This window comes from Priestia sp. SB1, assembly GCF_038898415.1.
On sequence record NZ_JBBJSS010000003.1, the window covers coordinates 650,023 to 664,129 of the forward strand.

Consider the following 14,107-nt stretch of genomic DNA (forward strand, 5'->3'; position numbering starts at 1 on the left):
CTCATGCCTTCCTTTCTGTTTTTTTGCGTCTCGCTAAGTAAATAAAGTACGGTGTTCCAAGCAATGCTGTCACTGCACCTACAGGGGTCTCATACGGGTATGTAATAAATCGCGACAATACGTCTGCTAATAGCAGTAAAGATGCTCCAAGCAGCGCGCTCATTGGCAAAACAACTCGGTAATCTACACCTATTAAATAGCGCACCATATGAGGAACAACAAGCCCTACAAATCCAATAGGACCCGCAATCGCCACTGAAACACCAGCTAATACAATCACAACAACTGCAGTGAACGCTCTAATGGCAAAGACTCGCTGCCCGAGTCCTCTAGCTACATCATCTCCTAAAGATAGCAAAGAAGACGCTCTTCCCAGACCAAACGCAACAAGCAGACCTACAATGCTAAAAGGAAGCAACACGTGAACATGTCCCCAGTCCCGCCCAATAACTGAGCCGGTGAGCCAGAACATAACGCCTTCTGTTTTGCTTTCATTAAAAATTAGCAGCGTTTGTGTAAGAGACATAAGCATACCTTGTATAGCGACACCCGTTAAAGCAAGCTTTACATCGCTGTCTCCTCCTTTAATCAACGAACTCATGACGTAGACAATAACAGCAGCAAAGGCGCCTCCTAAAAATGCTCCAAACACCCCGCCAATCATGCTTACACCTGGCACTAAAACCGTTAAAAATACCATTGCCGCTGATGCCCCGGCATTAATACCAAAAATACCAGGAGAAGCTAATGGGTTTCTAGTTAATGCTTGCATCAACGCTCCGGCGACAGCCAAATTAGCACCAACAAATGCCGTGACCAATAAGCGAGGCAGGCGGACAGTTTGAATAATCGATTGTTCTTTTGATCCGTCAAAATCTAGTAAAGCTTGCTTAATCGTCCCAAAAGAAATATGTATAGAACCGATGGAAATAGATAAAAACATAGAAATCAGTAAAAGAATGATAACAGCAAGAAAAATAGCTATTATGCGAAGTGGAGATTTGTTTCTTTTGGATAAACCGTGAACAGCTTTCATAGTAGACTGCGCCTCCTTCCATTTGAAAGTTCAATAAAAAGAAAAAAACAACCCCGCTGGATTGTTCTTTTCTTCGTTATTATTTGCCTTCAAATAATAACTTTTCTGCTTCATCTGCAATACCATTTGCACCTTGTACACTTCGGCGAAGAGACCATTTAAATACATCAACTTCATACACTTGATTATTTTTAACCGCTTTTAGCTCTTTCCATAATGGCTGTTTTGCTAAAGGCGTATGACCTTTTTCATTTCGCATAACAATGAGTTTGTCTGGATCTGCTTTTACGAGCTGTTCCATTGTCATTTTTACACTGTACTCTTTTGTAGGATCTGTTAATGCATTTTTGAAGCCTAATTGCTCAAGAACACCCGTTGTAAAGAAATTTGAAGTTCTAGCATTAATATTACCATTTGCATCAGCGATAACAAGTACATTGCCCGGATTTTTTGGCGCTTTTGCTTTTAAATCTTTCATTTTTTGCTTATGCTCTTCTACAACTTTTTCAACTTTTGCCTTCTTGCCAACCGCTTCTCCTACTTTTAACTCCGTATTTAGTAAATCATCGTAATTAGCATTTAAATTTTTTAATTCAATTGTTGGCGCAATTTTCGATAATTCTTTATATACATTTTTATGACGTTCTGAATCAGCGATAATCAAATCTGGCTTCAACAGTTTAATCGACTCCAAGCTAGGCTGTGCTCGCGTGCCAACTGATTTGTATCCTTTGATTTCTTTTAGTACATCTTTATCAATAAGCTGTTCTGCTTTATCATCATCAGCTACTCCTACAGGTTTAATACCAGCATCTAACAATGCATCAATAAAACCTAACTCTAATACAACTACTCGCTTTGGATTTTCTTTTACTTTTGTCTCTCCAAGCTCATGTTTAACCACTCTTGTTTTTTCATTTTTTTCATCGGCTGAATTTTCCTTGTTCGTACTGCTGCAGCCGATAAGCATTCCGATTGCCAGCATTGTAATAAAAGCCAGCAGTCCTATTTTTTTCTTATTCAAATGTCATTCCTCCTGCTTGTATCTTTATGTAGATAATTGACTCTTGAAACTGATAATCGTTATCATTATATCAGTTTTATCTATTTAAACAAGCTGATTCGTTATTTTTTAATTAAAAAAGTTATACCCATTCTATTAAAAAAGAAATTGCTACATAATGAAACCCATCCAATCAACAGCTAGAAGCAACTCAACATATGAAACCTACGTTCACCTTAACCATAAAAAATCCGAACGATTCATCGTTCGGATTTTCCTACAATTAAAATACTTTTGTCCCAACCTCTTTTTTTAGTAGACTTCTATGAATATGGGGTAATCGGCGGCAGTTCACTGCTAAGATACCATTTACCTATGTCACGAAGCTTGTAAGCAACAGGATCGTGTAAGCTAATTGTTCGTGAGTTGCGCCAGTAGCGATCAAATTTGTACTGATCAGACGTGGCCCTAGCACCCATCCCATCAAATATAGTGGAAGTAATATGTAAGGCCGTTTTGGCAGTAAACGTTTTAGCCATCGCAATGGCGACTCCACACTCGCCACGCTGCTGTTCCGTTAGCGCATCTTCTTTTGCCCATGCACGATCAAATTCTGTAACAGCTTTTTCTATAAGTGCTGAACAAGCATGAAGGTTTAAACTCATTTCACCGTATTGCTGAATAATATAAGGATCTTGCTCCGCTGCTTCAACACCTGAACTTAGCCACGGTTTTGTATGAGCCTTCAGATAAGCTTTTGATTCTTCCAAAGCGCCTTGAGCAATACCGTACAATAAGTGAGTGAGCATAAGCTGAGCTAAATGTGTTCGTACCGTAGGAAAAACCTTTTGCTCTCCATCTGCTTTATGCAATATTTCTTCTTCATAAACGATAACACCTTCAAACTTTACACTTCCGCTGTCCGTTTGACGCTGCCCAAATCCGTCCCAATTATCTTCAGTAACAATTCCGGCTCTATGAGTAGGAAGTACACATAGCAATACCTCACCGTTTTCTTCTTGAGCCGATACTAACAAACGATCGGAATCCGTTGCCCCCGAACAAAAACTCTTGCTTCCGCTGAGCATTAATCGTCCATTTTCTCGAACTGCTTTCAACCCTGAATCTCTAGGATTAAAGGCATTGCCCCAAAAAAGCTGCTGAGCTGCTGTTTCTTCGTAAAAAGTTTTGTACTGCTGAGTACTTCCGAACAGAAACGTCGAACAAACCGTCAAATAATGATACCCCAACAAGTGTGCAAGTGAACTATCTGCTTTCGCAATGATATTCACGACTTTAAAAACAATCGGCCAGCCGGCTCCATAACCTCCGTATTCTTTAGGAATGGGGAGTGCTAAAAGACCGCTTTTTCTAAGTAGATTACGCTCATATAGAGGCGTTCCACCTTCTCTATCTCTTTTTGCGGCTGTTTTGAAAAACTCTTTAGCCAACTGATTAGCCAATTCAAGGATTTTCTCTTGAGACGCTGCAACCGTTTGTGTGTTGTTCATGATCCCCCTCCTTTCTCACCTTTTAGCGGGTGCTTTATCATTCACTTTCACTTCACCAAATGGACTGATAAATGTGCGCTTGTTCTCATCTTGCTTACGCTGAACTGGAAGTCTTGGAAACAAAAGCTCTGCTGTTCGATATGCTTCTTCTAAATGAGGATATCCAGATAAAATAAATGTTTCGATACCTAACTCAGCATATTCTTTGATTCGCTGTGCCACCGTATCAGCATCCCCTACTAAAGCAGTCCCTGCGCCTCCTCGAACTAACCCTACACCAGCCCATAGATTAGGGCTTACCTCTAAATTTGAACGGTCGCCTTGATGCAAGGCGCTCATACGTTTTTGACCTTCTGAATCCATTCGAGAAAATACTTTTTGGGCTGATTTAACGGCTTCTTCATCTACATGTTGAATCAGTTCATCTGCCGCTTTCCAGGCTTGTTCTTCAGTTTCACGAACAATGACATGAAGCCTGATGCCAAATCGAATTTTTCTTCCTGTCTGCCTAGCTTTTTCTTTCATTCGTTCAATTTTTTCTTTTACTTGCGCAGGTGGCTCTCCCCAAGTTAAATAGACGTCTATATGCCTTGAGGCAACGTCCATCGCTACAGGAGAAGAACCTCCAAAATAAAGCGGAGGATACGGTTTTTGGATCGGCGGATAAAGCACGTCTCCACCTTTAACACTCAAGTAGTCTCCGTGGAAGTGAACATCGGATTCATTTAATACCCTTCTCCATATCGTTAAAAATTCATCTGTCAGCTCATAGCGGTCGTGATGGTTCAAAAACACCCCGTCTCCTTCTAGCTCCACAGGATCTCCTCCTGCTACGACATTAATAAGAAGCCTTCCTTTAGAAAAGCGGTCAAATGTTGCCGCCATTCTTGCGGCTTGTGTAGGGGACATTAAACCGGGGCGTACCGCCACTAAAAACTTCAGATTTTCAGTGACTGGCACTAAAGTAGATGCAGCAATCCACGCATCCTCGCATGACTTTCCCGTCGGAAGCAAAACCCCGCTATATCCTAGCTCATCCGCAGCTTGTGCAACTTGTTTGCAGTAAGAATAGCTTGCAGCCCTGGCTCCTTCATGGCTTCCTAAATAACGTCCATCTCCGTACGTTGGAATAAACCAAAATAACTCCACTTGTATTCGCCCCTTTTGAAAGCTACAAAAAAAACTCCGTTATTACAAATAAACTGCAATAAGGAGCCTCAGTTGTCTGATAGCTTCATTTTTTACTATTTTTAAATCAAGCATACGGATTAGGTGTAGGGTACTGCTGATTCAACACCCAGTTCCCAACCGTTCGAAGCTTGTATTCAGCTGGATTATGAAGAGTATGAGTTCTTACATTACGCCAGAATCGGTCGTATCCGTATTCAGCATGAACCGAACGCGCTCCCATAACTTCGAATATCTTACTTGTGATATCCAGTGCAGCATTACCAGCGAAAACATTGGCAGCCGCTACGTGAACTGCTAGATTTCCACGTTCTTCTTCCGTTAATTTTCTGCCTTTTTCCCACGCTTCATCCAATATGAGAGCTGCTTCATCTGCAAGTGCACTGGCTGCTTTCGCTTGAATCCAAAGTTCACCGTATTTTCGCAGTATACCTGGATCATCCGAAGCTTTTTCTACCCCTGATGTTAACCAAGGCCGTGTTTTAGAAGCCGTGTAGTTTTGTGCTTCTTCAATTGCTCCAAAAGCGCTTCCTATAAAGACATTCGTTAAAATAATTTGCGACAGCGAGGCTCCAATAGTTGAAAAAGGAGTAGGATTTTTAACAAAATCTTGAACCACTTCATATTCTTCTATTCGTACATTTTTAAAATCTACATTTCCACTTCCCGTCTGTCTTTGTCCCATCGCATTCCAGTCATCCTTGACGGTAATGCCTGTTCTCGCAGTAGGCACGACTCCGTTTAAATATTGCCCCGTTTCTCTATCATTAAACGATAGCCATAAGTACTGAGAATCAGGTGAACCAGAACCAAAAGCTTTTGTTCCATTTAATAGATAACCTTTTGATTGCTTATCGCCTTTTAGACTTTCTACTAAAGGATTAGAGGCATTTCCCCAAAAAGCTTGCTGCTGAACAGATAAAGGATAAAAATAAGCCTGCTGTTCTTCTGTACCTTTGATTCGAATATCTGAGACAAACAAGGAGTGATAGCCGTATAAGTGGCCTAATGCTGCATCGCCTTTGGCCAACTCTCGAACAATAGCCAAAGCTGTTGACCATTTCCCGCCTTCTCCGCCATATTTTTGAGGAATTAATAAATTTAACAGCCCGCTTTGGCGAATAGCATCTTTTTGCTGCTTGGGTGTTCCGCCTTTTTTATCTCTTTGCGCTGCATCCTTTGCAAAAGAAACGGACAGCTTTTTTGCTTGATCAAGATAAATTTCTTCCTTTACAGTGGTCGCGGTCATGTTAAACTCTCCTTTTGGCTCGTCTTTCGATATCGAGCGCCATAGTGTTCATCAGGCAAGAAATGTGATTTTTTAAATAGCTTTTCTCTATAAGTTCCTTCACTGTAATCCATTTTGAATAAATCTCTTTCCTGCAAAACAGGAATCACTAAATCAATAAAATCAGCAAACGTTCCCGGTGTGGTCACATAAGCCATATTAAACCCATCCATGCCCGTATCGTTTATCCATTCTTCCATAAAATCAGCTACTTGTTCTGGACTACCCACAGTAACTGGGCCCATCCCTCCGATACTGACAAATTTCACTACTTCTTCTATCGTCCACTTTCTATCGGGATCACTTATTGTAAATTTCTCTAAAGCAGAACGAACCGAATTCGTTGCAATAAATTCAATGAGCTGTTCTGGCTCATAGGCAGAAACATCAATTCCCGTCCAGCCGCTAAACAGCGTGGCTGCTCCTTCGAAATTGACATAGCTCTCAAACTGGGCAAGCTTTTCCTCCGCCTCTTTTTCAGTTCGTCCAACAATTGGTGTAAATAAATTGAAAATTAATACGCTCTGTGGGTCTCTGCCTTCTGCAGCAATTTGAGCGCGCATTTTTTTCACGTAATCTGCGGCTACTTTTTTAGTAGGAAAACTTGTAAAGATGCATTCAGCGTGTTTGGCAGCAAATTCTCTTCCTGGTGCAGAAGCTCCTGCTTGGAATAAAACTGGAGTCCGCTGCGGTGAAGGTTCTGATAAATGTACGCCTGGAACACTAAACCACTTCCCTTTATGATTAATCGGATGAACCCGGTCTGGAAGTGTAAAAATTCCTTTTTCTTTATCTTTTACAACAGCTCCTTCCTCCCAACTTCCTTCCCACAACTTATAGCAGACTTCTAAAAATTCATCGGCAATATCATAGCGGGTTTCATGCGTAAAGTGTTCTTCTAATCCTAGATTGATTGATCCACTTTCAAGGTATGAAGTCACAATATTCCATGCAATACGGCCATTTGTTAAATGATCCAATGTCGAAAATTTTCGCGCAAACGCATAAGGCTTCTCATAAGTAGTAGATACCGTTACCCCAAACCCTAAATGCTTTGTAGCATACGCCATAGCGGAAATAAGTGCAGTTGGTTCATTCACCGGAAGCTGAGCAGCTTGTTTAAGAGCTCCTTCGTTACTTTGCCTATAAACGTCATAAATGCCTAATACATCAGCTAAAAACAAACCGTCAAACTTTCCTTTTTCCAATAGCTTAGCTAACTCTACCCAGTAATCTAACGTTTTATATTCGGACGCCTGATCACTCGGGTACGTCCATAAACCAGGTGTCTGATGTACAACACAATTCATATCAAACGCATTTAAATAAATATGTTTCCCCATAAAAACCTCCAAAACTAATTAAATACATAAATTAACTAAGAATTAAGACTGTTTGGAAGTAATCTTAAAACATATTCTTCCAGAGTGTCAATGAAACTTCTTCCCTTATAACGAAACATAAATGAAGCTATTACTAATACTGAATTAGGATTTCTTTAAAGGTGATTGACTTATTATTCTAACAACTAAAAAACATTACGACGGCGTCTATAACCCTGTAGATAATCCTTTTGATTTGACTGAAGAAGCAGTAAAACAATAAAAAAAGCGGCACATTTTCTTTTGGAAAATGTGCCGCTTTTCGCTTTAGTCTTCAATACAAAGATACTGAATCACTTCTTTTAAACTTTTCTCTTTCATCGATTCGATATGTAAGTGATATCTTTCGAATGACAGATGTTTAGTTAACGGATTTGGTACAATCACACAGCGCAAGCCTGCTGCCATGGCAGCTTTTGCTCCATTAGAAGAATCTTCAAATGCTAAAGCTTCAGAGGGTTCTACTCCTAGCTTTTCAATTGCATTTCGGTAAAGAGTCGGATCTGGCTTCACTTTTTCTACATCATCGCGCGTTTGAATGACTTCAAAATAGTGCAGCAAATCTAGCTCTTTTAAAAATGCTGTTACCCAGTCGCGATATGAGCTGCTTGCTAAACCAATTTTTAATCCAAGTTCTTTTGCTTCTGCCAAGTACTCTGCTACACCTTCTCGGGCTACTAATGATTTCATTTTTTCTTGATGACGTCTTAACGATTCTTGAGCCAGTTCCTCTTTCGTGAACTCATTGTTAAACTGCTGAAGCAAATAATCGTAAAGTGCCGTAGCATCCGTTCCCACATAAGAAGCAAACGTTGCAATCGGTAGATCTACTCCCCTGTCTTCTAACATTTCGCGGTACACCTCGTACCACACTGATTCTGTATCAATAATTAATCCATCAAAATCAAACACAACTGCTTTAATCATAATTTACCTACCTTTTTCTATCTTATCGTTCTTACATAGTAACACGTTCAAAATACGTAATCCATAAATGTGGCTTCCTTAATAAGATAGGCTTAAACAGGTAGTTTCTATCCTTACTTTTCTCCGACTTTCATCAAAGGTGACATTTCTTCTGTTTCCTTAAACTCAATGGAAGACAGCTGCCTTCTAAAACCTTTCGTTGCATACACCAAATAAACTAAACCAGCAATCGCCCAGCCAATCCCAAGTAAAAATGAATTGCGCTCCAAGTTGAGCCATAAAACGCCAATCGCTGCTGCTCCTAATAGTGGCATAACAATGTATGACCAAAATCCCTTAGCCGACCGGTGCTGCTTTTGATGAACAGCATAGTGCGCGATAACCGAAATATTAACAAAAGAAAACGCAATGAGTGCTCCAAAATTAATAAATGAAGTAGCCGTTGCCAGACTGAAGAAAATGGCAGTTGCTGATACAACTCCGACCAATACAATATTTCGCGAGGGAGTGCGCAGCTTAGGATGAACATAACCAAAAAATGACTGAGGTAAAATTCGATCCCGTCCCATTACGTATAATAAACGTGAAACGCTTGCATGCGATGACATGCCTGATGATAATGTTCCTGCAATTCCTCCAGCTAAAAAGACAATTTGAAACAGCGTGCCGCTCACATACATAGCAATTTCAGGAGCTGCAGCGTCTGGATGCTTGAATCCTTCTAACGTTGGAAAAACCGCTTGGATAAAATAAGATGTCACGGTAAACATGACTCCTCCAATTAACGCAACTAAAAAAATAGCTCGCGGAATCGTTTTTTTAGGATTGGGCGTTTCTTCTGATAACATGGCCACTGCATCAAACCCTAAATAGGAAAAACACATAAGTGTCGCTCCCGCTATTAGCCCTGATGACGTCATGTTCTGATTAAAAAAAGGCTTCATAGAAAAAAGGGTTCCTTCCCCCATTCCGCCTAGCAACGCTTTGACTGAAACAGCAACAAACAATACTAAAATCGTCATTTGAAATACAACAAGAAACGTATTGAAATTGGCGGTAAAATTAACGCTTCGTAAATTTAGCAGCGTAACGATAATGACGAAACTGACAACCCAAATCCACGATGGTACCGAAGGAAAAATAGATGATAAATAAATTTGAAAAATAAGTGCGTTAACCATCGGTAAAAAGAGATAATCCATTAGTGCAGACCAGCCAACTAGGAACCCTAAATGTGGATTGATTGTCTTTTGCGTATATGTATAGGCTGAGCCTGCATTTGGAAACACTTGAATCATCTTTTTGTAGCTTACTGCCGTGAGAAGCATCCCGACAAGGGCTATGATATAAGATGTGGGAACGTGTCCATTCGTCATATCAGACGCAATCCCAAACGTATCAAACACTACCATCGGAGTCATATATCCGATCCCCATTAATACAATCTGCCATAATTTCAACGACCTTTTTAATGTTAGTGTTTCATGTTTCATTTATCTTCCCCCTTCACTTTATTAAGAACATTCTGACAATTTAACCCATAAATGCATATGATTTAATTTCTTTATATAAAAATGAATGACTTTCATTCATTTTTATATAAAGAGTTGTTACATTTACTATAAGCAAATATATGATTTATTTCTTTAAGTTGGTAAGGGTTGCTAACAAACTATCTTTTTCTTTTATCATATTATGAAAGCGCTTTATTTTAAATAGCTATATATTCCTAATCTCCTGCTATATCCACGCAGAAATACCCTCTGAATAAGAGGGATTTCTGCTTACAAACTGTTATTTAATCATCGTATCCAATGACTCTCTTTTCGTTTTCACTGCAACTAAACTAGCAAAATCATGAATGATTGTAGCTGCAAGCAAAGAGGTTATCTGCGTTGGATCATAAGCGGGCAGCACTTCTACCAAGTCGAATCCAACATAGTTAAATCCCGTCAGAGAACGGATCATTTGCAGCGTTTCTCTGCTGCTGAATCCGCCTACTTCAAGCGTTCCCGTTCCCGGTGCACACGAAGGGTCAACAAAATCAATATCAAATGTTAAAAAGCACGGGGTATCTCCAATCGCTGTCTTCATTTGCTCCAAAATCAATGAAAACCCTTGATGTTCAAGCTCTCTTGCCGTTACTACATGGTAACCGAGATCTTTGCTTTCTTGAACATCTCCCGGATGATTTAATGTTCCGCGAATACCAATTTGAAAAACTTTCTTCGGATCTACTAGCCCTTCTTCATATGCGCGTATAAAAGGAGATCCGTGCCAATATTTTTCATCATAATACGTATCCCACGTATCTGTATGAGAATCAAAATGAATCATAGCCACTGGGCCATATCTTTTAGCAGAAGCACGAAGGCTTGCTAAAGTAACAGAATGATCTCCTCCGATTCCAATTGGAACGATTCCTCTATCCATAAGAGCTCCTACCGCTTCTTCCATCAATTCATAGCTTCTGTGAATATTGTGCGGAATAACCGGCACATCACCAATATCAATGGCATTTGTATCATCAAATGGGTATACGTCGTGTACCGGGTGATAAGGAAACAGCGTCATGGAAGCTTGACGAATGGCTTGAGGTGCAAAGCGTGCACCTACTCTGAAAGATGCTGCCGTATCAAACGGCATTCCTACTAGCCCTACTTTTGCATTTTCTCTTTCCGCTGGCAGCCTCATAAATGAGCCCGTTGTACAAAACTCTGGTTTGACATCTGGGGACAATGGATATTTCATAATTTACTCCTCCGTTTCAATGATTTCAGTTAGTCGCTAGGCATTTCCACTACTAAAATCATTGAAAGCAATACAGGAATAAGAAACGTTTGACGACTCATATTCATTGCTCCTTGTTACATTTATTGGTGGTTCAGCTCATTTAATACTTTTTCAAATGTAGAAATGACTTGATCTACTTCTTCAGCTGCAATAGTCAACGGTGGCTCAATACGAATTGTTTTAGAGTTTACAAGCGTCCCAGCTACTAGAATTCCTTCATCAAACATTCCCTTAGAAAGCGCGTAGCCAATTTCATCTTGGTGGAACTCAATTCCAATCATTAAGCCTTGCCCTCTGATTTCAAGTACTTTATCTCCATGGTTTTCAGCAGCTTTCTTTAAACCAGCAAGGAAATATTCTCCTAGCTCTTTTGCACGGTTTGGCAGCTGTTCTTCAATCAACACGTTAATAGTTGCAATAGCCGCTGCGCAGGCAAGCGGGTTGCCTCCAAACGTTGTTGTGTGCATAAACGGATTATCAAAGAAGCTTGAAAACACTTTTTCTTTTGCTACAACCGCGCCAGCAGGCATAACTCCTCCTCCAAACGCTTTAGCAAGACATAAAATATCGGGTACAACATCGTATAATTCTGATGCAAACATTTCACCGGTACGTCCCATGCCTGTTTGAACTTCATCAAAAATTAAGATAGCGTCGTACTCATCACATAGTGCACGCACTTCTTTTAAATAATTTTCAGGAGGAAGAATAATGCCCCCTTCTCCTTGAATTGGTTCTAATAAAACAGCTGCCACATCTTCCCCTACAAGCGCGCACGTTTCAAATGTTTTGCGCATCATGTCAATATCACCAAACGGTACATGACGGAAACCTGGAATTAACGGCAGAAATGGTTTACGGAACATTCCTTTTGCCGTACCTGATAAAGAACCTAGACTTTTTCCATGAAAAGAACGTGTTGTGGAAATAAACGTTGTTCGATCACTATACATTTTCGCTAGTTTTAAAGCGGCTTCTACACTTTCTGTTCCGCTGTTTGTGAAAAAGGAATACTTCAAATCCCCCGGTGTAATATCTGCTAAAATTTTAGCAAGCATCGCACGAAGTGGATCTAATAAGTCTTGGCTATGAAGGGCTTGACGCTGAAGCTGATCTTGAACAGCTTTGACTACTTTAGGATGACGGTGTCCCACGTTATAAATTCCAAACCCGCCCAAACAATCAATGTATTTTTTACCGTTTACATCCGTAAAACAAGAACCTTCATCTGACCATTCAACAGCTGCAAACTGCGTATCCACCGTTACTGTTTTACGATATTCTAAAAAGCCTGGGTTGACATGCTCGCGAAATCCGTCTACTGTTTCTTTCGTAATCCACTGTGCTTCTTCAGCTGACACTTCGCTTTTTTCAATAAGTCCCAGTACTTTGTTGATGTATTCGTTTACTTCACCATATGCTTTGTTTACCTCTTGATTTTTCGTCACTGTATTCATTTTAATATCGCTCCTTCTCTACTTTTTAATTTTTAAACCAGCCGATTGGCTCTACTTGTAAATTAATATTAATTTGTTTTACTTCTTGAAATTCTTCCAATCCAAACGTGCCCAGTCCTCGGCCAATTCCGCTCTGCTTATATCCGCCCCAAGGTGCTTCGTTAAACGTAAAATGATACGTGTTTACCCAAGTGATGCCCGCACGCAGCTTTTTAATCACCCGAAGAGCTTTTGCACCGTCAGTTGTAAACACGCTGCCTGCCAAACCATATTCCGTATCATTTGCAAGCTTAATAGCTTCTTTTTCATCTTTAAACGTTTGAATAACAACCACGGGCCCAAAGATTTCATCTTGCACAATTTTCATATTTGACGTAACGCTACTAAAAACCGTAGGTTCTACAAAGAATCCTTTTTCCAATCCACTGCTGGTGATTCGATTGCCTCCACATACAAGGCGGGCGCCTTCTTGCTTTCCAATTTCGATGTACTTTAATACTTTTTTCATATGTTCTTCACTTACAAGAGGACCCATTTCAATCTCTTGGTCCATTCCATTTCCTACTTTAATTTTTTGAGCACGTTCTGCAAAACGTTCGATAAATCGCTCAGCAATGCTTTCTTCTACTAAAATACGAGAACCTGCAGCGCAAATTTGGCCGCTCCCTGCAAAAATTCCAAACAAGGCATAATCTACAGCTGTTTCAAAATCAGCGTCAGCAAATATAATGTTCGGTGACTTTCCTCCAAGTTCTAAAGATACCTTCGTTACATTTTCTGCTGCTTGACGCATAATGTGTTTTCCAGTTACCGTTCCGCCTGTAAAAGAAATCTTATCAACACGCTTATCTTGAATAAGCGTATTTCCCACAGTATCTCCGGCTCCCATAACAAGGTTTGCCACTCCTTTTGGCAATCCTACGCTTTCTAAAATCTCAAAAAGTTTTGTAGGAGTAACTGGTGTCACTTCAGAAGGTTTAAATACAATCGTATTTCCTGCAGCTAAAGCAGGTGCAATTTTCCACACGCTCATTAATAGCGGATAATTCCAAGGTACAATCAATCCGCACACGCCGATTGGTTCTTTTATAACCATTGCTTGCATAGGTGCAGGAACGCTGTACGTTTGACCGTCTGGCTTTGTAATTAACCCAGCGTAATACCTAAAACAAGCAGCTGCATCTTCCACATCAGCCTCAGCTTCACGATAGGGCTTTCCGTTATCCATTGTTTCTAATGCTGCTAGTTCTTCTTTCGCTTCCTCAAGCTTATCGGCAATCTTGAATAAGATGGCTGCTCTGTCAGATGCAGAAGTCTCAGACCAAATTCCGTTGTCAAAGGCTTCTCGTGCTGCTTCAATTGCTGCTTTCATATCTTCTGCGCTGCCTTCTGCAGCATATCCAATCACTTCACCTGTCGCTGGATTAACAGTAGAGCGCTGCTTCTCTGCTTTTCTCCACTCTCCGTTTATGTACATATTCAAGGTTAAAGTTTTAACGGCTGTACGATCCATAAAATACCT

11 protein-coding genes are annotated in these 14,107 nt (G+C 40.3%); all 11 read right to left on the minus strand.

Features of this window, described 5'->3' with window-relative positions:
* Window position 1: 1 nt before the first annotated feature.
* The 11 genes from WKH56_RS13835 to WKH56_RS13885 all read right to left on the minus strand — a co-directional run bounded on the left by WKH56_RS13835 (window position 2) and on the right by WKH56_RS13885 (window position 14,098).
* Window positions 2–1,036 carry a FecCD family ABC transporter permease gene (locus tag WKH56_RS13835; RefSeq protein ID WP_033578146.1) on the minus strand — a complete coding sequence of 345 codons (1,035 nt, stop codon included), beginning with the start codon at window positions 1,034–1,036 and terminating at the stop codon, window positions 2–4.
* Window positions 1,037–1,115: 79 nt separating this feature from the next.
* Window positions 1,116–2,060 (minus strand): ABC transporter substrate-binding protein, encoded by a 945-nt coding sequence (locus WKH56_RS13840; RefSeq protein WP_028412138.1) that lies wholly within the window; start codon window positions 2,058–2,060, stop codon window positions 1,116–1,118.
* Window positions 2,061–2,362: 302 nt separating this feature from the next.
* A complete protein-coding gene (locus WKH56_RS13845) occupies window positions 2,363–3,550 on the minus strand; it encodes an acyl-CoA dehydrogenase family protein (RefSeq protein ID WP_063248265.1) in 1,188 nt (395 codons plus the stop codon).
* 15 nt (window positions 3,551–3,565) lie between these two features.
* Window positions 3,566–4,699 carry an FMNH2-dependent alkanesulfonate monooxygenase gene (gene ssuD, locus WKH56_RS13850; protein ID WP_168760377.1) on the minus strand — a complete coding sequence of 378 codons (1,134 nt, stop codon included), beginning with the start codon at window positions 4,697–4,699 and terminating at the stop codon, window positions 3,566–3,568.
* Window positions 4,700–4,805: 106 nt separating this feature from the next.
* Entirely contained in the window at window positions 4,806–5,987 is a 1,182-nt protein-coding gene (locus tag WKH56_RS13855) for an acyl-CoA dehydrogenase family protein (RefSeq protein WP_063248267.1), read from the minus strand.
* A complete protein-coding gene (locus WKH56_RS13860) occupies window positions 5,984–7,369 on the minus strand; it encodes an LLM class flavin-dependent oxidoreductase (protein ID WP_034269593.1) in 1,386 nt (461 codons plus the stop codon). Before WKH56_RS13860 ends, WKH56_RS13855 begins: the two co-directional genes overlap by 4 nt.
* A 306-nt stretch (window positions 7,370–7,675) precedes the next feature.
* The gene (locus WKH56_RS13865) at window positions 7,676–8,335 is read right to left on the minus strand and encodes an HAD family hydrolase (RefSeq protein ID WP_063248268.1); all 660 of its coding nucleotides are present in this window, start codon (window positions 8,333–8,335) and stop codon (window positions 7,676–7,678) included.
* Window positions 8,336–8,448: 113 nt separating this feature from the next.
* Window positions 8,449–9,828, minus strand: coding sequence for an APC family permease (locus WKH56_RS13870; RefSeq protein WP_168760376.1), 1,380 nt, complete (start codon window positions 9,826–9,828; stop codon window positions 8,449–8,451).
* A 301-nt stretch (window positions 9,829–10,129) separates the two neighbouring features.
* Window positions 10,130–11,086, minus strand: coding sequence for an agmatinase (speB, locus tag WKH56_RS13875; RefSeq protein ID WP_168760375.1), 957 nt, complete (start codon window positions 11,084–11,086; stop codon window positions 10,130–10,132).
* 122 nt (window positions 11,087–11,208) lie between these two features.
* Window positions 11,209–12,585, minus strand: a complete 1,377-nt coding sequence (locus WKH56_RS13880) for a putrescine aminotransferase (RefSeq protein ID WP_033578138.1) — start codon at window positions 12,583–12,585, stop codon at window positions 11,209–11,211.
* 25 nt (window positions 12,586–12,610) lie between these two features.
* Entirely contained in the window at window positions 12,611–14,098 is a 1,488-nt protein-coding gene (locus tag WKH56_RS13885) for an aldehyde dehydrogenase family protein (protein WP_047751593.1), read from the minus strand.
* Window positions 14,099–14,107 lie beyond the last annotated feature (9 nt).

What these genes read in the sequence shown, in the direction of transcription:
- WKH56_RS13835 (WP_033578146.1), bottom strand. Translation starts at nt 1,036, where the DNA reads ATGAAAGCTGTTCACGGTTTATCCAAAAGAAACAAATCTCCACTTCGC.
- WKH56_RS13845 (WP_063248265.1), bottom strand. Translation starts at nt 3,550, where the DNA reads ATGAACAACACACAAACGGTTGCAGCGTCTCAAGAGAAAATCCTTGAA.
- WKH56_RS13855 (WP_063248267.1), bottom strand. Translation starts at nt 5,987, where the DNA reads ATGACCGCGACCACTGTAAAGGAAGAAATTTATCTTGATCAAGCAAAA.
- WKH56_RS13860 (WP_034269593.1), bottom strand. Translation starts at nt 7,369, where the DNA reads ATGGGGAAACATATTTATTTAAATGCGTTTGATATGAATTGTGTTGTA.
- WKH56_RS13865 (WP_063248268.1), bottom strand. Translation starts at nt 8,335, where the DNA reads ATGATTAAAGCAGTTGTGTTTGATTTTGATGGATTAATTATTGATACA.
- WKH56_RS13870 (WP_168760376.1), bottom strand. Translation starts at nt 9,828, where the DNA reads ATGAAACATGAAACACTAACATTAAAAAGGTCGTTGAAATTATGGCAG.
- speB (WP_168760375.1), bottom strand. Translation starts at nt 11,086, where the DNA reads ATGAAATATCCATTGTCCCCAGATGTCAAACCAGAGTTTTGTACAACG.
- WKH56_RS13880 (WP_033578138.1), bottom strand. Translation starts at nt 12,585, where the DNA reads ATGAATACAGTGACGAAAAATCAAGAGGTAAACAAAGCATATGGTGAA.
- WKH56_RS13885 (WP_047751593.1), bottom strand. Translation starts at nt 14,098, where the DNA reads ATGGATCGTACAGCCGTTAAAACTTTAACCTTGAATATGTACATAAAC.